Consider the following 20,625-nt stretch of genomic DNA (forward strand, 5'->3'; position numbering starts at 1 on the left):
ACTGCGCGCCGATGCCGAATGACACCACCCTCACTGACCGCCCCCGGGTCGTGCATTTCGTGACGGGCGGCTTTTCGGGCGCGACGCAGGTTGCGGTCGATCTTTGCTTGGCCGCACTTCAGGGAGGCCCGTTCCAGCCCGTCCTGGTGTTGCGCCAAAAGCGCCACACGCCCATGGCGCGTGTCGAGGCGCTGTCGGCTCAGGGGCTCACGGTGCATCTGGTGGCCAACCGCTGGTGGCACCGGGTGACTGTCGGCGAGCTTGCCCGCCTTTTGCGTCAGATCCGCCCAGTGGCCGTGGTCGCTCATGGCTTCCCCGAGCACTTGATTGGCCGCCAGGCCGGCCTTGATGCTGGCGTGCCTGTGCTGATTCAGGTGGAGCACAACTCGCGCGAGCGCTACTCACCGTGGAGCCTTTGGTTGTCGCGCCGGCTTGCGCGGCGCTCGGCGGCGTTGGTGGGCGTCAGCGAAGGCGTGCGCCAGAGCCTGCTGGCTCAGGGTTTGCCGGCCGACAAGACCATCGCGATTCCCAACGGCATCGACCTGTCCCGATTCCCCGCGCACGAGGGTGAACGTGGGGCCGGCCTCGTCATGTCGGCCCGATTCGCGCGGCAGAAGGACCATGGGACGCTGCTCAGCGCCATGCTTTTGTTGGCTTCCAGGCATGGCCTGCGCCCACCGCTCCAGCTTGCGGGAACCGGGCCGTTGATGGCTCGCCTGCAGGCCCAGGCCACGCGGCTGGGACTCGGCACACAGGTCAGGTTTCTAGGCCATCACGCCGACATGCCTGCGTTGCTGGGCTCGCAGGCCATCTACGTGCTGTCCACACACTACGAAGGCATGCCGTTGGCCCTCGTCGAGGCGATGGCCGCCGGTTGCGCCTGCATCGCCTCCGAGGTCATCGGCGTTCGCGGTGTCATCGAGGACGGCGTGACGGGACTGCTCGTGCCTGAGGGCGATGCCGGGGCGCTGGCCGATGCCATCGCACGGCTGGTGCGCGACCCGGTGCTAGCGACGCGGCTGGGCGCCGCAGCGCGCGAAAGAGCCTTGGCCCAGCATGGGCTAGCCTTGATGCGCGAGCGCTATGAGGCGCTGATCATGCGTTGTGCCACCACTGCAGGGCGCGCAACCAGCGGCCACGCTTGACGTAAGCGGTGAGCAGTTCGCGTTTTGTCAGCGGAGCGCTGCGGTCGAAGCGTTCGACATCGGTCCGCAGCCCGGCCAGAGCTTTACCGCCCAGCTGCAGGCGCCGGCGCCTGGCGCGCAGCAGCGTGCGGGCGCAGAAGTGGGCGATCTCGAAGCGTGTGTCGTCATGCAGCGGTGGCAGCTCGGCCGCCAGCCCGTCCAGCGCGGCGCTCCAGTCGTCCAGCCGCTTGGCGTCCAGTGCCGACATCAGGCTGCCGCTGCGCTGGCGATAGGCGATCCAGACCTCGGCGACATGAAGGTGGCGCGGCGTGTGCAGCAGCAGCCGCGGGTACAGGGCCATGTCCTCGAAGACGCGGCCCTCGGGAAAGCGCAGGCCTTGCGGCCAGCAGGCACGGCGCACCACTTTGCTCCAGGGGTGGAACTGGCCATGGATGAAGAAGCCGCGCAGGCGCAGATCGATGTCGTGCATCAGCACGCCGGCCGGCCCGTCGAAACTGACGATGTGGCGGTGGCGCGGCTTCACGGATTCGGTGGAGGGGCCATCGTCGAAGACCCGGAAGTCAAAGCTGAGCAGATCAGGCCGGTGCGTGTTCAACAGCGCTCTCAGCCTGGGCAGCACGTCGGGCTCGACCAGGTCGTCCGGGTCGATGAACCACAGGTAGTCGCCACGCGCTTCATCCAGCAGGCGGTTGCGCGCCGCGCTGACGCCCAGGTTCGTCGGCTGGCGGACCACACGCGCCTGCGGCAACAGCCGCCGGACCAGCGCAGCGCTGGCATCAGGCGACGCGTCGTCGACGAAGACGAGTTCCACGCCCTCGTCCAGCTGCGGTCGCAAGGACGCGATGCAGGCCGGCAGCCAGGCCTCGACGCCGTGCATGGGCAACAGCAGGCTGAGCCAGGTCACAGCGGGCGGCGCAGCAGTTCGTCCAGCACGCTGCCAGGCAGCACGCGGCGACGCAGCCACTGCTTCTCGACGAGGCGGCGGTCGTTGCCGCGCAGCTTCAGCACGGCCGGCATGCGACGGGGGCAGGGGGTCAGCGCCAGGCGCACCAGCAGATGGGTCTTGCGCCAGCCCACGCCACAGAGCCACGCCAGCGGGCCATCCTCGGCACGCAGCAGGCTCAGCCGGAATTCGTCTGCGCGCCGGTCAAGCAGGTCCGCTGCGGCGACGTGCATCAGCAAATAGCGCTGCAAGTCAGGGTCCAGCCCCTGGACGACGCGTGCTGCGCGGCCTTGTTCGGCCAGTCGCGCGAGTACGGCTTCGGCACCTTCGTCCAGCGCCAGGTCAAAGGCATCGGCCAGCGCCTGCGTGAACGGGCAACCCGGCGCGGCGGCCATCAGCCAGTTCTCGACCATGGGCGATTCGGGCCGTGTCGTGAAGCGGTCGATGTAGAAGCCCACATAGCTGGCCGCCCGGTGGGTGCGCTGCCGGTGCAGCCAGTCCAGGTCGCGCGCGAGCAGCATGGAGGCGTCCATCCAGACACCGCCATGACGAGCCAGCAACTGAACGCGCAGCCAGTCGGCCTGGCGATAGGCGGGCAGCGCGTCGAAGTCAGCGCGCAGGGCGGGCAACCAGTCAAGCGCGCTGTCACGGTGCAGCAGGCGGATCTCATGGTCTGGCGCGAAAAGGCGCCAGTTCTCGAGGCAGGCGACGATGAAATCTGGTGGCGGCGCGGCGTGCCAATAGGTCCAGATGACCTTGGGGATAGGCACGTCGAAGCGTGCATTGCCCACCACGGTTTCACGCGTGCGCTCGGGTACGCGGGCGCTCAGCACTGTCCAGACCTCGCGCAGGAACAGCAGCGTGGCCACAACGAGCAGGCCTTGCAGAACGAGAACGACGATGGTCATTCGCGAGTCACTCTCGCCAATGATCCGCAATCCAGCGCGCCGGCCTTGCGTGACGCCAGTTGCCGTTGCTGCGGCCGGCCAGCGCGTCGGGCGGGTTCATGACGCCGTGGAAGATCAGGATTCGCGCGCCGTTCGGGATGAACGGGTCACGCCAGTAACTCGTCGGCCAGGCGGGTATGCAGTGGTACTTGTAGCTGGCGCACCAGGCGTCATCCCAGTACTTGAGCTTGCCCTGACGGTGCAATACAGCGGATAGGAAGGCCTGCTCGTTGCGGTAGTCTGCCTTGGCCTTTGCCTGGTCGGCGACGAACTCGGTCAGCACGTCCAGGTGGGCGCCGAGTTCCCAGCGGTAGACCGAAGAGTTGCCGGTGATGCGCCAGGGGCGCTTCCAGTCGTGGATGACGAGGAACTCGCCGGGCACCTCGAAGAAGGGCGTGATGTCGTCGACGATGACGACGTCCAGATCGAGGAAGAGGGCGGTGCCGCTGAGGCCATACTCGTTGACGAGCACGGGGCTGAAGGTCGTGAGCTTCTTCCAGCCCCGCTCGGGTTCGCCGTTAGGCAGCGTCAGCTCGGGGATGGGCAGGCATCGCACCTCGGCACGGATGCCTTCGCTGCGGTCGGTCAGGCAGACGAATGCGAAGTCGCCCTTCAGATGGCGGCGCACCATCGCATACAGGCGGTTGACGTACTCGGGGCCGTACTTGGTCCCCCATTTCATGCAGACGATGGTGCGCTTAGAGTTCTTCGACATGACGCGGGGGGTAGGTGTCCCAGCCCAGGCAGCCGGGGCACTGCCAGAAATAGTGGGCGGCCTCGAAGCCGCAGGCGGCGCAGCGGTAGCGCAGCAGCGGTTTGACGGCCCTTTCCAGCGCCTGCACCATGGGCGCGCCTTCATCGGCTGGCAGCGCGGAGGCGTTTAGCTTGAGCAGCTCCGTGGCAGCCGACAGTGCTGGTTGCTCGCGCAGATGCGTGGCCAGGCGTTGGCGCTGTGGGGCGGGTTGCAGCATGCCGAGCGCGCGCAGCAGATGCATGCTGGGCGCGCGCTGGTATTGCTCAGTCAGCAGCGCGATGGCGCGCTCGGGCTGGCCCAGAGACTGGGCGGCAGCGGCGCAATCGGCAGCGACGAGGTTGAAGGCGGGCGGGTTGGCCGACAGCAGCTTGGTGAACGCGGCCATCGCGCCTTCCGCCTGCCCGGCCTTGAGCAGCAACTGGCCTTGCAGCACATAGGCCCGGGCCCCCTCGGGCTCGCGGCGCTGGGCTTGGCCAAGCAGTTCCAGGGCGAGATCGCCATGGCCCTGGGACTGGGCGACGAGTGCCTGCTCGCAAAGATAGTGCGCGATACGGCCGGAGAAAGAGCCGGTGCCGGCGGCCTCCAGTTCGGCGGCAACCTCGGCCGCCTTGGACCAGTCGCGCGAGCGCTCGTACAGAGACAGCAGGGCCATGCGGGCCTCGCGCTCGAAGGCCGTGTTGCGCAATTCGGCATAGGCCGCTTCGGCGCGGTCGAACAGGCCGGCCTTGAAGAAGTCCTGGGCCAGTTCATGCTGGGCGCGGTCGCGGTCGGTTTGCGCCAGGTCGCCGCGCCGCAGCAGGTGCTCGTGCACGCGCACCGCGCGCTCGGTCTCGCCGCGACGGCGGAACAGGCTGCCGAGAGCGAAGTGCAGCTCGGAGGTGTCGGGGTCGTTCTGGACGGCCTCGATGAAGGCGTCGATGGCCTTGTCCTGCTGCTCGTTCAGGAGGAGGTTCAGTCCCTTGAAATAGGCCTTGGGCGACTCCTTCTCTTCAAGCTTCCATTGCCTCGAGTCGAGCTTGGAGGCCAGCCAGCCGAGGACGAAGACGACGGGCAGGACAAAGAGCAGCCAGCGCGGATCAAACTCCATCTTGGTGGGCGGCGAAAGGAGTTGCAGGCGCGTCGGGCGTCGGGGTGGGCGCGGTGGGCTGTGGCTCTATGCGCTGCGCCGCGCGGCGGTGCCGCCACCAAGCCGGCACCATGGCCAGCACGCCAAAAGCCGCACCCAGACCAAAGGCGATGAGCACGATGATGACCTGAGGCGCGCGCCATTCGTGGCCGAAGAACCAGCGCACGACGGCGTCGTGACTGTTGTTCAGCGCGAAGGCGAACAGTGTGAAGAAGAGCAGGGCCCGCAGGAGCCAGACGAGGGTGCGCATGGCCCGTGATTCTGACTCAGGGCAGCTCAGGCGTCGGTGACGGGAAGGTGCTTGTCGACCGCCTCGCGCAGCGCCTTGCCCGGCTTGAAATGCGGCGCGAGCTTCTCTGGGATCATGACCTGCTCGCCGCTGCGCGGGTTGCGGCCCACGCGGGGCGGGCGGCGGCTGATGGAGAAGCTGCCGAAGCCGCGGATCTCGATGCGGTGGCCGCGCGCGAGGGCGTCGCTCATCGCGTCGAGGATGGTCTTGACGGCGAACTCGGTGTCACGCTGGGTCAACTGACCAAATCTTTCGGCGAGCACGGCAACGAGGTCGGAGCGGGTCATGGCGAAGCGGCTTTGTCAGTCTTGAAATTGAAACAGGCCCGCTGGCGAGGCCGGCGAGCCTGTGGGGAGCATACCCGGCCTCCACAGAGGCCGGGAACGTCAAACAGAGCTTAGTTGCCCTGGTTGTCCAGCTTGGCGCGCAGCAGGGCGCCCAGGCTGGTGGTGCCGGCGTTTTCACGCTCGCTCGACTGGCTCAGGCGCGTCATGGCTTCCTGGTTGTCGGCGTTGTCCTTGGCCTTGATGGACAGCTGGATATTGCGGGTCTTGCGGTCGATGTTGACGATGACGGCAGTGACTTCGTCGCCTTCCTTGACCACGTTGCGGGCATCTTCCACGCGGTCGCGGGAGATTTCCGAAGCACGCAGATAGGCCATCACGCCTTCAGCCAGCTCGATCTCGGCGCCACGCGGGTCGACCGTGATGACCTTGCCGGTCACCGAAGCGCCACGGTCATTGATCGTGGTGTAGGCGGTGAACGGGTCGCTGTCCAGTTGCTTGATGCCCAGCGAGATGCGCTCGCGCTCGACGTCCACAGCCAGCACGACGGCTTCGACTTCCTGGCCCTTCTTGAAGTTGCGAACGGCGGTTTCGCCGGTCTCGTCCCAAGACAGGTCGGACAGGTGCACCAGGCCGTCGATGCCTTGCGCCAGGCCCACGAACACGCCGAAGTCGGTGATCGACTTGACCGGGCCCTTGACCTTGTCGCCGCGCTTGACGTTCTCGGCGAACTCTTCCCACGGGTTGGCCTTGCACTGCTTCATGCCCAGGCTGATGCGGCGCTTGTCTTCGTCGATTTCCAGAACCATGACTTCGACTTCGTCGCCCAGCGTGACCAGCTTGCTGGGGGCGATGTTCTTGTTGGTCCAGTCCATCTCGGACACGTGCACCAGGCCTTCGATGCCCGGCTCGATCTCGACGAACGCGCCGTAGTCGGCGATGTTCGTGACCTTGCCGAACAGGCGCGTGCCGGTCGGGTAGCGGCGAGCAACGCCGAACCACGGGTCGTCGCCCAGCTGCTTGATGCCCAGCGAGACGCGGTTCTTTTCAGCGTCGAACTTCAGGACCTTGGCGGTCAGTTCCTGGCCGACCTGAACGACTTCGCTCGGGTGGCGGACACGGCGCCATGCCATGTCGGTGATGTGCAGCAGGCCGTCGATGCCGCCGAGGTCAACGAACGCACCGTATTCGGTGATGTTCTTGACCACGCCGTTGACGATGGCGCCTTCGGACAGCGTCTCGAGCAGCTTGGCGCGCTCTTCACCCATGGAGGCTTCGACCACGGCACGGCGCGACAGCACAACGTTGTTGCGCTTGCGGTCGAGCTTGATGACCTTGAACTCCATGGTCTTGCCCTCGTAGGGGCTCATGTCCTTCACCGGGCGCGTATCGAGCAGCGAGCCGGGCAGGAAGGCGCGGATGCCGTTGACCAGGACGGTCAGGCCGCCCTTGACCTTGCCGGAGACGGTGCCGGTCACGAAGTCGCCGGACTCCAGGGCCGTTTCCAGGCTCAGCCACGAGGCCAGGCGCTTGGCCTTGTCGCGCGACAGGATGGTGTCGCCGTAGCCGTTTTCGATGGCGTCGATGGCAACGGAGACGAAGTCGCCGACCTGGACTTCCAGTTCGCCCTGGTCGTTCTTGAACTCTTCGATGGGCACGTAGGCTTCGGACTTGAGGCCTGCGTTGACGACGACGAAGTTGTGTTCGACACGAACGACTTCAGCCGAGATCACTTCGCCGGCGCGCATGTCGGAGCGCTGCAGCGACTCCTCGAACATGGCGGCGAAGGATTCCATGCCGGAATCTTGGGCGGTTTGGGTTTGGGACATGTTGATGGGATCCTGATGCGCCGGGGAGCCCCGGACGCGGCGTGCAGACAAGCTGCGGGTTAAGTTGTTGACATCGCGGCCCTCAGTGAACTGACGTTCGGAGGGAAGGGCCACGGGCCATGGCTTCTCAAGCCTGGACCCTTTTGGGCGCCGCGTGCGTAACGAGGCGCGTCAGAAGGGGCGGCGCTGCTGCCACCAAACCAGCATCTGATCCACCGAGGCTTCGATGGTCAGCGCCGAGTTGTCGAGCAACTGCGCGTCCTGTGCGGGTTCCAGTGGCGAGGCCGAGCGGTTCTTGTCCCGTTCGTCCCGCGCCTCCAAATCCTCGCGCAGGCCTCTGATATTAGCGGAAATCCCCTTGGAAATCAATTGCTTATACCTGCGCTCGGCGCGGGTCGCGGCGCTGGCGGTCAGGAAGACCTTGAGGTCGGCGTCGGGGAAGATCGCCGTGCCCATGTCACGCCCGTCTGCGACGAGACCGGGGAGGCGACGAAAGCTCAGTTGCAGATCGTGCAGCGCCTGCCTGACGGCAGGGTGCACGGCCACCTGGGATGCCAGCAGGCCGGTTGCCTCGGCGCGCAGGCGGGCGCTGACGTCCTCCTGGCCGAGGAAGACCTGGCCTTCAGTGAAGCGAAGTTGCAGCGTCGGCACGATGGCCGCCACTGCGGCGCCGTCGTCCAGGTTCAGGCCGGCACGGCGCGCGGCCAGGCCGGTGACGCGGTAGAGGGCGCCGGAGTCGAGCACGGCAAAACCGAGCGCCTTGCCCACCTCGTCGGCCAATGTGCCCTTGCCAGAGGCAGTCGGGCCGTCGATGGTGACGACGGGGATGTCGGCCGCATCGGCCGTCACGACGCCGAACAGCGTCTCGAAGTAATCGGGGAAGGTCTTGGCGACGCAGTGCGGTTCAAGGATGCGCACCGGCACGGCGGCGTCGGTCACCAGGCCGTTGAAGGCGGCCAGCGAGAAGCACATGGCGACGCGATGGTCGTCGTAGGTGTGGATGGCGGCCGCCTTCCAGTCCCGCAGCGGCTGCACGCGTATCCAGTCCGGTCCTTCCTCGACCGTTGCGCCGAGCTTGCGCAGTTCGGCCGCCATCGCAGCGATGCGGTCGGTCTCCTTGACGCGCCAGCTGGCGATATTGGTCAGCGTCGTCGGGCCGTCGGCGTAGAGCGCCATGACGGTCAGCGTCATCGCGGCGTCGGGGATGTGGTTGCAGTCGAGCGTGATGCCCTTGAGCGGCCAGGCCCCGCGGCGGACCTCCAGCCAGTTCGGGCCGGTCTTCACGTCCGCACCCATGGCGGCGGCGGCTTCGATGAAGCGCACATCGCCTTGCAGGGATTCGCTGCCGACGCCTTCGATGCGCATGGGCGCATCGGTCGCGGCAATGGCACCCAGGCCGACGAAGTAGGACGCGGAGGACGCATCGCCCTCGACGAACACCTCACCCGGCGAGCGGTAGCGGCTGCCGGCCGGAATCACGAACGCCTCCCAGCCCTCGCGCCGGACTTGAATGCCGAAGCGCGCCAGCAGCGCCAGCGTGATCTCGATGTAGGGCTTGGAGATCAGCTCGCCGATGACCTCGATGCGGATGTCGTGCTCGGCCACCAGCGGCAGTGCGAGCAGCAGGGCAGTGAGGAACTGGCTGGACACGTCACCACGCACGCGCACCGGCGCGTCCAGCGCGAGCGGCGACGGGCCGCGCAGCCGCAGCGGCGGATAACCAGCATTGCCGAGGTCGTCGATCTCGCAGCCCAGGCCGCGCAGCGCGTCGACCAAGTCGCCAATAGGCCGCTCGTGCATGCGCGCCACGCCCGAGACTTCGAAGCTGCCGCCTTGCGTCGCGGCCAGCAGCGCCAGTGCGGCGGTCAGCGGGCGCATCGCCGTGCCGGCATTGCCGAGGAAGAGCTGGGCCTGCTTGGCCAGCAACTGGCCGCCCAGGCCGTTGATGCTGACCGCGTCGCCATCCCGCACCACGCCGCAGCCCAGCGCCCGCAACGCGTCCAGCATGACGGCCGTGTCGTCGGAGGCGAGCAGGTCGCGCACGACGGTGCGGCCTTCGCTCAGCGCGGCCAGCAGCAGCACGCGGTTGGAGATGCTCTTGGAGCCGGGCAGGCGCACGGTGCCTGCGGCGCCGCGCAGTGGCGGCAGGTCGAGGAAGGGGATCTTGAACATCACTTAGCCGCAGGGCGGCCGGGAGGAAGGGCAGGGGTGGGCGCAGGCGCAGGGTTGCCCCAGGCCGCACGGCCTTCGGCGATGGGCCGCAGCGCGGCTTCGAGGGCGATGGCATCGCCGGCTTCGATCAGGGCTTCGAGCTGATCGAGCATGGTGCGAAAGCGCTTGGACTGCGCCAGAACTTCGTGCTTGTTGGCCAGCAGGATGTCGCGCCAGACGCCGGGCTCACCCGCCGCGATGCGGGTGAAGTCGCGAAAGCCCGGGCCCGCCAGGCTGAGATAGTCGCGCGCGGCGGGCTGCTCCGCGATGGCCTGGAAATAGGCAAAAGCCAGCAGATGCGGCAAATGGCTGACGGCGGCGAAGGCGGCATCGTGGTTGTGCGGCCGCATTTTCAGCACCGTGCTGCCCAGTGCCGACCAGACGTCGGTGGCGCGCTGCACCAGCATCGGATTGGTGAAGGGCTGCGGCGTCAGGATGACCTGGCGGCCTTCGTAGAGCGTGGCCTCGGCGTGCTGCACGCCACCCGACTCCTTGCCGGCGATGGGATGGCAGGGCACAAAGCTGGCCGCACGCTCGCCCAGGGCACGTCGGGCCGCCTCGATGACATCGCACTTGGTGGAGCCGACGTCCATGAACAACACACCGGGGTTCACCAGGTGGCGAATGGCCTTGAGCGTGCTCTCGGTGGCCGACACGGGCACGGCGATCAGCACAATGTCGGAGCCGGACACGGCCAGCAGCGCCGATTCGGCGGCCACATCGATAACGCCGAGCTTCTTGGCCAGCTTGGTTGTCGATGGCGACTTGCTGTAGCCGACGACGCGCTTGACCAGGCCGGCCTTCTTCATCGCCAGCGCAAAGCTGCCGCCCATCAGGCCGCATCCGATCACGCCGAGCTGCTGGAACATCAATTTTTTACCGGGTAGGCGCCGAGCACCTTGAAGAAGGCGCAGATCTCGCGAAGCTCGGCAAGCGCATCGGCCACATGGGACTGGGTGGGATGGCCGTCGAGGTCGATGTAGAAGTAGTAGTCCCACTGGCCAGTGCGGGCCGGGCGGGATTCCAGGCGGGTCATTGACACGCCATGCTTCTTCAGTGGCACGAGCAGGTCGTGCATCGCACCCGGCCGGTTGGCCACCGAGACGACCAGGCTGGTGCAGTCGCGCCCCGTGGCTGGCGGCGTGGCCATGGTCTGCGGCAGGCAGATGACGGCGAAGCGGGTGCGGTTGTAAGCCTCGTCCTGGATGGCGTGCGCGACGATGTGCACGCCGAACAGCGTGGACGCGCGCTCGGCACCCAGGGCGGCCCAGGCCGGGTTGGTGGCGGCCAGGCGGGCACCTTCGGCGTTGCTCGACACCGCGCGGCGCTCGGCGTCGGGCAGGTGCTTGTTCAGCCAGTTCTGGCACTGGGCCAGCGCCTGCGGATGCGCCAGTACGGCCTCGATGCCGTGCATGGACGGCTCCTTGCGCATCAGGTTGTGGCGGATCAGCAGAGACACCTCGCCGACGACATGGCAAGGGGTATGCAAGAAGAGATCCAGCGAGCGGGTGACGACGCCCTCCGTCATGTTCTCCACGCCGACGACACCGAACTGCGCGCCGCCGCTGGCCGTCGCATGGAAGACCTCGTCGAAGTTGGCGCAGTAGGTCATGTCCGCTGCGCCGCCGAAATATTCCAGCGCGGCCTGCTCGCAGAAAGTGCCCATGGGGCCCAGCACGGCAACGCGCTGGGGTGATTCCAGTGCCAGGCAGGCGGACATGATCTCGCGCCAGATGGCCGCCACATGCTCGCCCTTCAGCGGGCCGGGGTTGGCGGCGCGGATCTTGTCGATGACCTGGGCCACGCGGTCCGGGCGAAAGAAGGGCGTGCCCTCGGCCCGCTTGATCTCGCCGACCTGCTCGGCGACGTGGGCGCGCTCGTTCAGCAGCGCCAGCAACTGCTTGTCCAGGCCGTCGATCTGGTCGCGCAGCGCCAGCAGCGCCTGGGAGGCGACGGGCTCAGCCATTTCGAGCCTCGAAATCCTTCAGGAACGACACCAGCGCCTGCACGCCGTCCAGCGGCATCGCGTTGTAGATGGAGGCGCGCATGCCGCCGACCGACTTGTGGCCCTTGAGCGCCAGCAGGCCGGCGGCCTTCGCCTGCGTGAGGAAGCTCTCGTTGAGTTTTTCGTCACGCAGCAGGAAGGGCACGTTCATGCGCGAGCGGCAGCTGGGATCGACACGGCTCTCGTAAAGGCCGGAGGCGTCCAGTGCGCCGTAGAGCAGGGCCGCCTTGTCGATGTTGCGTTGCTCGACAGCCGCGAGGCCGCGCTGGCCGGCGTATTCGAATCCCTTGACCCACTGGAATACCAGGCCGGCGACGTAGATTGCGAACGTCGGCGGCGTGTTGTACATGGACTGGTTGGCGGCTACGGTCTCGTAGTTGAAGGCCGAGGGGCAGATGTCCAGCGCATGGCCGAGCAGGTCCTCGCGTACGAAGACCAACGTCATGCCGGCCGGGCCGACGTTCTTTTGTGCGCCGCCGAAGGCCAAGCCGACGCGGCTCCAGTCAATGGGGCGGGACAGCAGGTGCGACGAGACGTCGACAACCAGCGGCACGCCGTTTTTCAGGCGCGGCAGCTCGTGGAACTCGACGCCGTCGATGGTCTCGTTGGTGCAGAGGTGAAGGTAGGCCGCGTCATCGCGCAAGGACCAATCGTCCGGAATCGCGTAGCCCTTGCCAATGTCTGCCGCGATCTGCACGTCGGCGTAGCGACGCGCCTCGGCCGCGCTCTTGCGCGACCAGGAGCCGGTGATGACGACGTCGACCTTCCCGCCGCGGCTCAGATTGAGCGGCACGATGGCGTTTTCGCCGAGACCGCCGCCCTGCATGAACAGGATGCGGAAGTTGCTCGGTACCGAGAGCAACTCGCGCAGGTCGGATTCGGCGCCTTCGAGGATGGCGCCGAACTCCGGGCCGCGATGGCTCATCTCCATGACGCTCATGCCGCTGCCGTGCCAGTCCAGCATCTCGGCAGCCACCTGGCGCAGCACGGGTTCGGGCAGTGTGGCGGGGCCGGGGGCGAAATTGAACGGGCGGGATGAGGTCATCGACGGAGGGCTGCTGCGGTCTTACTTCTTAGGTGCTGCGGACGCCGCCGGCTTCGGTGCCGAGGCGGGCGGCTGCTGGATGCCAAGCTGCTTGGCGAGGCTGGTCTGCAAGGTCTTGAAGCGGCCGTCCAGCGTCGGGCCGGCTTCGGCCATGACCTTCTGCGCAACCGCCTTTTGCAGCTCGACGCTGGCGAGGCCGTACTTCTGGCTGAGCGGCGATTCTGCCCAGGCGAGGACCTGCTTCAGTTCGTCCTCGTTGAAGCGTTCGTCCAGCAGCGCCGAAGCCGTGGTGGGCACGGCCTTGGAGATCTTGTCCTTCAGGTAAGGCAGGTTGTCTTCAACGAACTTCTTCAGGTCGGCGTCCATGGCCTTGGCCGTGGCTTCGCGCTTTTCCGCCGGCAACTGCTGCAGCGCGCCGCGGCCGGCTTGCGTCAGCTGGGACAGCGGGCCCTGGATGATGTTGGCGGCCAGGCCATCGGCCAGGCCCTGCTGCTGCAACGCGACGATCTTGTCGATCAGCGCCTTCTTGGCCGGCGACGGTTGCGCCAGGGCGGTGCCGGCGGCGAGGGCCAGAGCGAGGGCCAGGCCCAGCTTGCGTGAAATCATGTCAGTCCTTGGGAGCTTCAGGGGTGTCGTTGGTCGGGTCGGCCTCGCCGGGTTCGGCGGCGGCATCGGCTTCATTGGCATCGTTTTCGACGATGCGCTGCAGGCCCGACAGCTTGCTGCCGTCGTCCAGCGCGATCAGCGTGACGCCTTGCGTCGCGCGGCCCAGTTCGCGGATTTCACTGACACGGGTGCGCACCAGCACGCCCTTGTCGGTGATCAGCATGATCTCGTCCGCAGGGCGCACCAGCGTCGCGGCGACAACGCGGCCGTTGCGCTCGCTCTGCTGGATGGCAATCATGCCCTTGGTGCCACGGCCGTGGCGGGTGTACTCGAGGATGCTGGTGCGCTTGCCGTAGCCGTTCTCGGTGGCGGTCAGCACACTCTGCGATTCGTCCTCGGCCACCAGCATGGCGATGAGGCGCTGGTCGGGCTCGAGCATCATGCCGCGCACGCCGCGGGCGGTGCGACCCATGGGGCGGACGTCGTCCTCGTCAAAGCGCACGGCCTTGCCGCCGTCGCTGAACAGCATCACGTCGTGGCGTCCGTCGGTCAGCGCTGCGCCGATCAGGTGGTCGCCTTCGTCCAGGTCGACAGAAATGATGCCGGCCTTGCGCGGGTTGGCGAAGTCCTTCAGCGAGGTCTTCTTGACCGTGCCCATGGCCGTGGCCATGAAGATGAAGTGATCTTCCGGGAATGTACGGAACTCGCCGGTCAGCGCCAGCACCACGGTGATCTTCTCGCCGGCCTGCAGCGGGAACATGTTGACGATGGGCTTGCCGCGCGAGTTGCGTGAGCCCTGCGGCACCTCCCAGACCTTGAGCCAGTAGACGCGGCCGCGGTCGGAGAAGCACAGCAGCCAGTCATGCGTGTTGGCGATGAAGAGCTGGTCGACCCAGTCGTCGTCCTTGGTCTGCGTGGCCTGCTTGCCCCGGCCGCCGCGCTTTTGCGCGCGGTATTCGCTCAGCGCCTGGCTCTTGATGTAGCCGGTGTGCGAGAGCGTGACGACCATGTCGGTCGGCGTGATCAGGTCCTCGGTGCCCAGCTCCTGCGCGTTGTGCTCGATGACGCTGCGGCGCGCGCCCAGCTTGGTCTGGCCGAACTCGGTCTTCAGCTGCACCAGCTCGTCGCTGATGATGGTCGTGACGCGAGCCGGCGTGGCGAGGATGTCCAGCAGGTCGGCGATTTCAGACATCACGTCTTTGTACTCGCCGACGATCTTGTCCTGCTCCAGGCCGGTCAGGCGCTGCAGGCGCATCTGCAGGATCTCGCCAGCTTGCGATTCCGACAGGCGATACAGGCCGTCGGCCTGCATGCCGTATTCGGGCTCAAGGCCATCGGGGCGGAAGGCCGAGCGGCCGCCAGGCGTCTGGCCTTCGGCGCGGGACAGCATCTCGCGCACCAGCGACGAATCCCAGCTCTTGGCCATCAGCGCGGCCTTGGCGACCGGCGGCGTCGGCGAGGTCTTGATGGTCTCGATGAACTCATCGATGTTGGCCAGCGCCACAGCCAGGCCTTCCAGCACATGGCCGCGCTCGCGCGCCTTGCGCAGCTCGAAGATGGTGCGCCGGGTCACCACCTCACGGCGGTGTTCCAGGAACACGATGACCATGTCGCGCAGATTGCAAAGCTTGGGCTGGCCATCGATGAGGGCCACCATGTTCATGCCGAAGCTGTCCTGCAGCTGCGTCTGCTTGTAGAGGTTGTTCAGCACCACTTCGGGCACTTCACCGCGTTTGAGCTCGATGACGACGCGCATGCCCGACTTGTCGGACTCGTCCTGGATGTGGCTGATGCCCTCGATCTTCTTCTCGTGCACCAATTCGGCGATGCGCTCGAGCAATGTCTTCTTGTTGACCTGGTAGGGGATCTCGTCAACGATGATGGACTGGCGCGCGCCCTTGTCGATGTCTTCGAAGTGAACCTTCGCGCGCATCACCACGCGGCCCCGGCCGGTCCGGTAGCCGTCGCGCACGCCAGCCAGGCCGTAGATGATGCCGGCGGTCGGGAAATCCGGCGCCGGGATGATCTCCATCAGCTCGTCGACCGTGCACTCCGGGTTCTTCAGCGCGAACAGGCAGGCGTCGATGACTTCGTTGAGGTTGTGCGGCGGGATATTCGTTGCCATACCCACTGCAATACCCGACGAGCCATTCACCAACAGATTAGGCAAACGGGTCGGCAGGACCAGCGGTTCCTTATGGCTGCCGTCGTAATTCGGCCCGAAATCGACAGTTTCCTTGTCGATGTCCGCCAGCATTTCGTGCGCGATTTTGTCGAGCCGGATTTCGGTGTATCGCATCGCAGCGGCGTTATCGCCGTCGATGGAGCCGAAGTTCCCCTGCCCGTCGATCAGCATGTGGCGCAAGCTGAATGGCTGGGCCATGCGGACGATGGTGTCGTAAATCGCCGAGTCGCCGTGCGGATGGTATTTACCCATCGTTTCACCCACTGCCTGCGCGCTCTTGCGGTACTTGGCGTTGTAGGTGTTGCCCATTTCGTTCATCGCGTACAGCACGCGACGGTGCACCGGCTTGAGGCCGTCGCGGGCATCGGGCAGGGCGCGGCCGACGATCACGCTCATCGCGTAATCGAGGTAGGAGCGGCGCATCTCCTCCTCAAGGCTGATCGGCAGGGTTTCCTTGGCGAACTGGGTCATGCGGGCTCGATCTTCAGCGTGCGCGGCCTGGCCTCACGGCGGGGCAACATCAGGGGTGGCGAAAGGTGCTAATTCTATGCGGCCCGCTACCCTGTAGCAGGAGCGCAACAGCGTCGCCGCGCCCACGAACGTAGGCCGCCACAATGCGGTCGACCCAGTGCCCACATGGCACAATCGTTGAGTCCCTAGGAGAAACCCTAAAGACTCTCCTGCGGTTTGAGTACTGACTCTCGCAGGGCAACTGCGGCATTCCTTGAGAGGAGAATCATGAAGAAACTGAATCGCGTGGCGTCGCTGTTTGCGGTGGCTGCGGTCGTCGCTGCGGCATCGTCGGCCACTACGGCCCAGACTATTGACAACTGGCGCGCTACGGACGGCACTGTTTGGAAGAACGGCACCAACGAATATTGCTGGCGCAACAACTTCTGGACGCCGGCCACGGCTGCCAAGGGTTGCGATGGCGAAATCAAGCCTGCAGAAAAGCCGGTAGCGCCCCCCGCGCCTCCTGCTCAGCCGCCGGTCGCCCCTCCTGTCCCGCCGAAGCCGGTCCCCCCGCCGCCTCCGGCTCCGGTCAGCGAGAAGGTTACTTTCGCTGCTGATGCCTTCTTCGACTTCGACAAGTCGACGCTGAAGCCCGAAGCCACCGCCAAGCTGGATGACCTGGTCAGCAAGACCAAGGGCATCAACCTGGAAGTCATCATTGCCGTGGGCCACACCGACTCGGTCGGCAGCGACGAGTACAACCAGAAGCTGTCGATCCGCCGCTCGGAAGCCGTCAAGGCCTACCTGGTGGGCAAGGGTGTCGAGCCGAACCGCGTCTACACCGAAGGCAAGGGCGAAAAGCAGCCCGTGGCCGACAACAAGACCACCGAAGGCCGTGCCAAGAACCGTCGCACGGAAATCGAAGTCGTCGGTACGCGCAACAAGTAAGCTCCATCGCCTTCGGGCGGTTAGCTCAAAGCCCCGCCGGCTCGCCGCGGGGCTTTTTTATTTCAGCAGACCATGACGATCAATGCCGATCCGCAAGAGCTTGCCAAGTTTGGCGAACTCGCCCACCGCTGGTGGGACCCAGAAAGTGACTTCAAGCCTCTTCATCAGATCAACCCGCTGCGGTTGGGCTGGATTCAGCAACTCTGCCCGCTGGCGGGCAAGCGCGTCGTCGACGTGGGCTGCGGTGGCGGCATCCTGAGCGACTCCATGGCCCGCGCCGGTGCTCAGGTGCTGGGCATTGACCTGTCGACCAAACCATTGAGAGTTGCCGAACTGCATGCCATGGAGGCAGGCACGGAAGGCGTCGAGTACCGTGAGATTGCGGTCGAGGCGCTTGCGGCCGAGCAGCCGGCGAGCTTCGACGCCGTCACCTGCATGGAGATGCTGGAGCACGTGCCCGATCCCGCCTCCGTCGTGCGCGCTCTGGCCACTTTGGTCAAGCCCGGCGGCTGGGTGTTTTTGTCGACGCTGAATCGCAACGCCAAGTCCTTCGTTCTTGCCATCGTCGGCGCGGAGTACGTGCTGAACATGCTGCCCAAGGGCACGCATGAATACGCGCGCTTCCTGAAGCCTTCCGAACTGGCGCAGTTCTGCCGCGACGCTGGCCTGGAGCTGCAAACCAGCCGCGGCCTGAGCTACAACCCGCTGACGCAGCGCTACAGCCTGGGTAGCGACACCGACGTCAACTATTTGCTCGCCTGCCGGCGTCCGTTGTGAGTCGCCTCGCCCCGCGCTGGGTGCATCTGCGGGCCGTCCTGTTCGATCTTGACGGCACGTTGATCGATAGCGCCGAGGACTTGGCCCGCGCGGCGAACGCGATGCGCGCCGAACGTGGCCTGTTGCCGCTGCCGCTTGGGCAATATCGGCCGCACGGCGGCTCGGGGGCCCGCGGCATGCTGGGACAGGCATTCGCCGTTGCGCCCGGGCAGCAGTTTTACGACGAGCTGAAGCGCGAATTCCTCGACCGCTATGAGACGCTGATGTATGACAACACGCGAGCGTTTGCCGGCGTCGAGGCCGAACTCGCGGCGTTGTCGGCTGCGGGTCTTGTCTGGGGCATCGTCACCAACAAGGCAGAGCGCTTCGCGTTGCCGTTGACGGCGGCGCTGCGTCTGGGTGCGCGGGTGTTGGTGGGCGGTGACACCACCGGCCATACCAAGCCACATCCGGCGCCGCTGCTGGAAGCGGCGCGCCGTCTGGGCGTTGCTCCCCAGGGCTGTCTCTACGTGGGCGACGACGAGCGGGATGTGATCGCTGGTCGCGCGGCCAGCATGGCGACGGCGGTTGCGGCATGGGGATACCTGGGCGCGCAGGCAGATTTCAGTCAGTGGGGCGCTGATATCGCGCTGGCCGCTCCAGGCGAGCTCTTGAAACAGCTCGGACTGGCCTAAACTAGCGAGCTCTGGGGCCGACTTGGTTTCGACGTGGGTGCGGATCCGGAGTAGGGCATGCCGAGCACCAGTTCGCTCGTAAAACCACTGGAAACAAAGTAACTGCAAACGACTCTACGTTCGCACTCGCCGCTTAATTGCGGATGAGCTTCTCAACGGCAGGCCGATGGGCCGGGCTGAATCCCGCAAGGGGCTAGGCTGAGAAGTCACTCACATCGGCTGGCAATGCGCTGGGTCACTCAGTGTGTTGTGAGACTAAGTGACTGGCGGGAAAGCTAGCGTGCCACTGCGCGAGTTGACCGTGAGATTCAAATCAGCCGGCTAAGCATGTAGATCTGCCCGGTGATGGCTTGCGGACGGGGGTTCAATTCCCCCCGGCTCCACCATTACAGAGTTCAGCGAGGTTCGCTGAATTCCAAAAAAGGCCTAAGTCAATCAACGACTTAGGCCTTTTTCTTTGTCCGTCAGCGTCCGGGTAAGTGCGCCACCTTCCGGCATCTGACCGGGTAACTTTCAGGATAGCCCGGCTCGTCGGGGTGACACTCCTCGCAGAGTTACCCAGCCGGTATTCGGGCTATGGACCCCACCACGATTGATGGTGAGAGCGCGCGAGCGCGGGGGCTATTTCTTTGCACCGAATCCCTTTGCTCGTACGCGGGGACCCGGCATAGCCCAGTCGGGCATCGACGCTCCTCGCTCGCCGATCGGGCTGTCGAGGCCCAGCTTGCGGGTGAGCGTCGCGGCGTCAAAGGGTGCATGAACTTTGACGTCGTTGTCGAAATAGCAGTAGATGTCGCGGCGGGAATGATGGGGACCGGGATCCGTGGAGGCCAAGCGGGCGTCGTATACCTGGTGGCCGCTGCTCCAGGCCTTGACGCGCGTCGCCCAGCGGTCCAGCGCCTCGCCGCTGTAGCCGCTCGCGTAGAGCTCCTTGTCGCCGTGCAAGCGCACATAGACGAAATCTGCGGTCAGGTCTTCAAGCAATGGCCATTTGCCGGCTGTATCGGCGACGACCAGCGCGACCTCGTAACGCCGCAGCAGCGCGATGAAAGCTGGGTCGACAAAGCTTGGATGGCGAATCTCGACGGCATGGCGCATCGAGCGTTTGCGGTCGATGTCCAGGCTCACCCGGCCTTCAACGCGCGAGTCGTGACCTCTGGCGATACGCGCCGCCGCTTCAGTGTCATGCGGCAGCATGGCGAAAAATGCTTCGAATCGATCCGGCTTGAAGGGCAGCATCGGCGGGAACTGCCAGAGGATGGGGCCGAGCTTGTCACGCAATTCGAACAGGCCGTTCGCAAGAAAATTGGCCAGTGGCGTCTCGATTTCCTTCAGCCGCCGCATGTGGGTGATGTACTTCGGCGCCTTCACGGAGAACACAAAGCCGGGGGGCGTGTCATCGCGCCACTGCGCGTAGTAGTCCGGGTGCTGAAGCGAGTAGAAGGAGCCGTTGATCTCGATGGTGGGCACCATCCTCGATGCGAACTCAAGTTCGCGTCGCTGGACCAAGCCCTCCGGGTAGAACACACTGCGCCAGGGTTCGTATCGCCAGCCGGAGATGCCGATTCGAATGTCACCACCGGGAGCGCGTGCCTTGGCCATGCGGCAACGGGGCAGGGCGCGTGCCCAAACCGGCGTCGATCCAAGCGAATCGCGCGCCGTTCAATATCGATCAGTTGAAGCCTTGCCCTCTGATCAAGCCGACGGCCAGGCCCTCGATGCTGAAGTGCTCGCTGTCGTTCACATGAATGGGCTCGAAATCAGCGTTCTCAGGCAGCAGCTGGATGCCGTCCGGCCCGCGCTTGAAGCGTTTGACGGTGACTTCCTCACCAACGCGGGCGACGACGATCTGGCCGTTGCGGGCTTCCTTGGCGGACTGCACGGCGAGCAGATCGCCGTCGAGGATGCCGATGTCCTTCATGCTCATGCCCTTGACCTTGAGCAGGTAGTCGGGCTTCTTCGCAAACAGCGTTGGCTCGACGGTGTAAGTCTGCTCGACATGCTCCTGCGCCAGGATGGGAGCGCCGGCGGCAACGCGGCCGATCAAGGGAAGCGTGAGTTGGGCGAACGCCGGGATGGGCAGGCTGAACTGGCGGGCGCGATTGACGGCATTCAGCGTGTCGGACTTGAGGCGGATGCCGCGCGAGGTGCCGCCGACCAGTTCGAGAACACCCTTGCGCGCGAGGGCCTGCAGATGCTCCTCGGCGGCGTTGGCGGATTTGAAACCCAGTTCGGCGGCGATCTCGGCGCGGGTGGGGGGCGAGCCGGTGCTTTCGATCGCGTTGCGCACCAGGTCGAAGATCTGCTGTTGGCGGGCGGTAAGCTTGGGTTGGTCTTGCACGGGCGGCCTTTTCAAGGTGGCTGGAAATTTGTCCAGCACCTGTATTTTTGTCCAGGAAACCAG

The 20,625-nt window shown here is 65.8% G+C and carries 19 protein-coding genes and 1 other RNA gene; 5 read left to right on the top strand and 15 right to left on the bottom strand.

Annotated elements, in window-relative coordinates:
- Positions 1-11: 11 nt before the first annotated feature.
- Positions 12-1,145, top strand: a complete 1,134-nt coding sequence (locus AC0IZJ_RS02335) for a glycosyltransferase (RefSeq protein ID WP_471846248.1) — start codon at positions 12-14, stop codon at positions 1,143-1,145.
- On the opposite strand, the gene AC0IZJ_RS02340 is transcribed toward AC0IZJ_RS02335, so the two are convergent.
- From AC0IZJ_RS02340 to gyrA, 13 genes are all read right to left on the bottom strand, one after another.
- Positions 1,096-2,049, bottom strand: coding sequence for a glycosyltransferase family 2 protein (locus tag AC0IZJ_RS02340; RefSeq protein WP_471846250.1), 954 nt, complete (start codon positions 2,047-2,049; stop codon positions 1,096-1,098). The two genes, AC0IZJ_RS02335 and AC0IZJ_RS02340, sit on opposite strands and share 50 nt — an antisense overlap.
- Positions 2,046-2,996 carry a glycosyltransferase family 32 protein gene (locus AC0IZJ_RS02345; protein ID WP_471846252.1) on the bottom strand — a complete coding sequence of 317 codons (951 nt, stop codon included), beginning with the start codon at positions 2,994-2,996 and terminating at the stop codon, positions 2,046-2,048. The genes AC0IZJ_RS02340 and AC0IZJ_RS02345 overlap by 4 nt, the downstream gene beginning before the upstream one ends.
- Positions 2,997-3,003: 7 nt before the next feature.
- Complete coding sequence (locus AC0IZJ_RS02350; protein WP_471846254.1) at positions 3,004-3,750, bottom strand: glycosyltransferase; 747 nt, start codon at positions 3,748-3,750, stop codon at positions 3,004-3,006.
- Positions 3,734-4,876 carry a lipopolysaccharide assembly protein LapB gene (gene lapB, locus AC0IZJ_RS02355; RefSeq protein WP_471846257.1) on the bottom strand — a complete coding sequence of 381 codons (1,143 nt, stop codon included), beginning with the start codon at positions 4,874-4,876 and terminating at the stop codon, positions 3,734-3,736. The genes AC0IZJ_RS02350 and lapB overlap by 17 nt, the downstream gene beginning before the upstream one ends.
- Positions 4,866-5,165 carry a LapA family protein gene (locus tag AC0IZJ_RS02360; RefSeq protein WP_471846260.1) on the bottom strand — a complete coding sequence of 100 codons (300 nt, stop codon included), beginning with the start codon at positions 5,163-5,165 and terminating at the stop codon, positions 4,866-4,868. The genes lapB and AC0IZJ_RS02360 overlap by 11 nt, the downstream gene beginning before the upstream one ends.
- 26 nt (positions 5,166-5,191) lie before the next feature.
- Positions 5,192-5,491, bottom strand: a complete 300-nt coding sequence (locus AC0IZJ_RS02365; protein WP_056202110.1) for an integration host factor subunit beta — start codon at positions 5,489-5,491, stop codon at positions 5,192-5,194.
- Positions 5,492-5,601: 110 nt separating this feature from the next.
- On the bottom strand, positions 5,602-7,317 hold the full coding sequence (gene rpsA / locus AC0IZJ_RS02370) for a 30S ribosomal protein S1 (protein ID WP_471846263.1): 1,716 nt from the start codon (positions 7,315-7,317) through the stop codon (positions 5,602-5,604).
- Positions 7,318-7,488: 171 nt separating this feature from the next.
- On the bottom strand, positions 7,489-9,489 hold the full coding sequence (locus tag AC0IZJ_RS02375) for a bifunctional 3-phosphoshikimate 1-carboxyvinyltransferase/cytidylate kinase (protein WP_471846265.1): 2,001 nt from the start codon (positions 9,487-9,489) through the stop codon (positions 7,489-7,491).
- Positions 9,489-10,397: a prephenate dehydrogenase gene (locus AC0IZJ_RS02380; protein WP_471846267.1), complete on the bottom strand. Its 909-nt coding sequence runs from the start codon at positions 10,395-10,397 to the stop codon at positions 9,489-9,491. Before AC0IZJ_RS02380 ends, AC0IZJ_RS02375 begins: the two co-directional genes overlap by 1 nt.
- Positions 10,397-11,494, bottom strand: coding sequence for a prephenate dehydratase (gene pheA / locus AC0IZJ_RS02385; RefSeq protein ID WP_471846269.1), 1,098 nt, complete (start codon positions 11,492-11,494; stop codon positions 10,397-10,399). Before pheA ends, AC0IZJ_RS02380 begins: the two co-directional genes overlap by 1 nt.
- The gene (gene serC, locus AC0IZJ_RS02390; RefSeq protein WP_471846271.1) at positions 11,487-12,578 is read right to left on the bottom strand and encodes a 3-phosphoserine/phosphohydroxythreonine transaminase; all 1,092 of its coding nucleotides are present in this window, start codon (positions 12,576-12,578) and stop codon (positions 11,487-11,489) included. The genes pheA and serC overlap by 8 nt, the downstream gene beginning before the upstream one ends.
- A gap of 21 nt (positions 12,579-12,599) precedes the next feature.
- Positions 12,600-13,184 carry a DUF2059 domain-containing protein gene (locus AC0IZJ_RS02395; protein ID WP_471846273.1) on the bottom strand — a complete coding sequence of 195 codons (585 nt, stop codon included), beginning with the start codon at positions 13,182-13,184 and terminating at the stop codon, positions 12,600-12,602.
- A 1-nt stretch (position 13,185) separates the two neighbouring features.
- On the bottom strand, positions 13,186-15,840 hold the full coding sequence (gene gyrA / locus AC0IZJ_RS02400) for a DNA gyrase subunit A (RefSeq protein WP_471846275.1): 2,655 nt from the start codon (positions 15,838-15,840) through the stop codon (positions 13,186-13,188).
- A 267-nt stretch (positions 15,841-16,107) separates the two neighbouring features.
- On the opposite strand from gyrA, the gene ompA reads away from it, so the two are divergent.
- The 4 genes from ompA (at position 16,108) to ssrA (ending at position 18,607) form a co-directional block, all read left to right on the top strand.
- A complete protein-coding gene (gene ompA / locus AC0IZJ_RS02405; protein ID WP_471846277.1) occupies positions 16,108-16,770 on the top strand; it encodes an outer membrane protein OmpA in 663 nt (220 codons plus the stop codon).
- Positions 16,771-16,842: 72 nt separating this feature from the next.
- Positions 16,843-17,547 (top strand): bifunctional 2-polyprenyl-6-hydroxyphenol methylase/3-demethylubiquinol 3-O-methyltransferase UbiG, encoded by a 705-nt coding sequence (ubiG, locus tag AC0IZJ_RS02410; RefSeq protein ID WP_471846279.1) that lies wholly within the window; start codon positions 16,843-16,845, stop codon positions 17,545-17,547.
- Positions 17,544-18,221, top strand: a complete 678-nt coding sequence (locus tag AC0IZJ_RS02415; protein ID WP_471846281.1) for an HAD-IA family hydrolase — start codon at positions 17,544-17,546, stop codon at positions 18,219-18,221. The genes ubiG and AC0IZJ_RS02415 overlap by 4 nt, the downstream gene beginning before the upstream one ends.
- Positions 18,222-18,234: 13 nt before the next feature.
- Positions 18,235-18,607: a transfer-messenger RNA gene (ssrA, locus tag AC0IZJ_RS02420) on the top strand.
- A gap of 235 nt (positions 18,608-18,842) precedes the next feature.
- On the opposite strand, the gene AC0IZJ_RS02425 is transcribed toward ssrA, so the two are convergent.
- Both AC0IZJ_RS02425 and lexA read right to left on the bottom strand, forming a co-directional pair.
- A complete protein-coding gene (locus tag AC0IZJ_RS02425; protein ID WP_471846283.1) occupies positions 18,843-19,823 on the bottom strand; it encodes a DUF72 domain-containing protein in 981 nt (326 codons plus the stop codon).
- 70 nt (positions 19,824-19,893) lie between these two features.
- Positions 19,894-20,562 (bottom strand): transcriptional repressor LexA, encoded by a 669-nt coding sequence (gene lexA / locus AC0IZJ_RS02430; RefSeq protein WP_471846285.1) that lies wholly within the window; start codon positions 20,560-20,562, stop codon positions 19,894-19,896.
- Between the last annotated feature and the right edge of the window lie 63 nt (positions 20,563-20,625).

It is taken from the genome of Roseateles sp. AC306 (assembly GCF_979253795.1).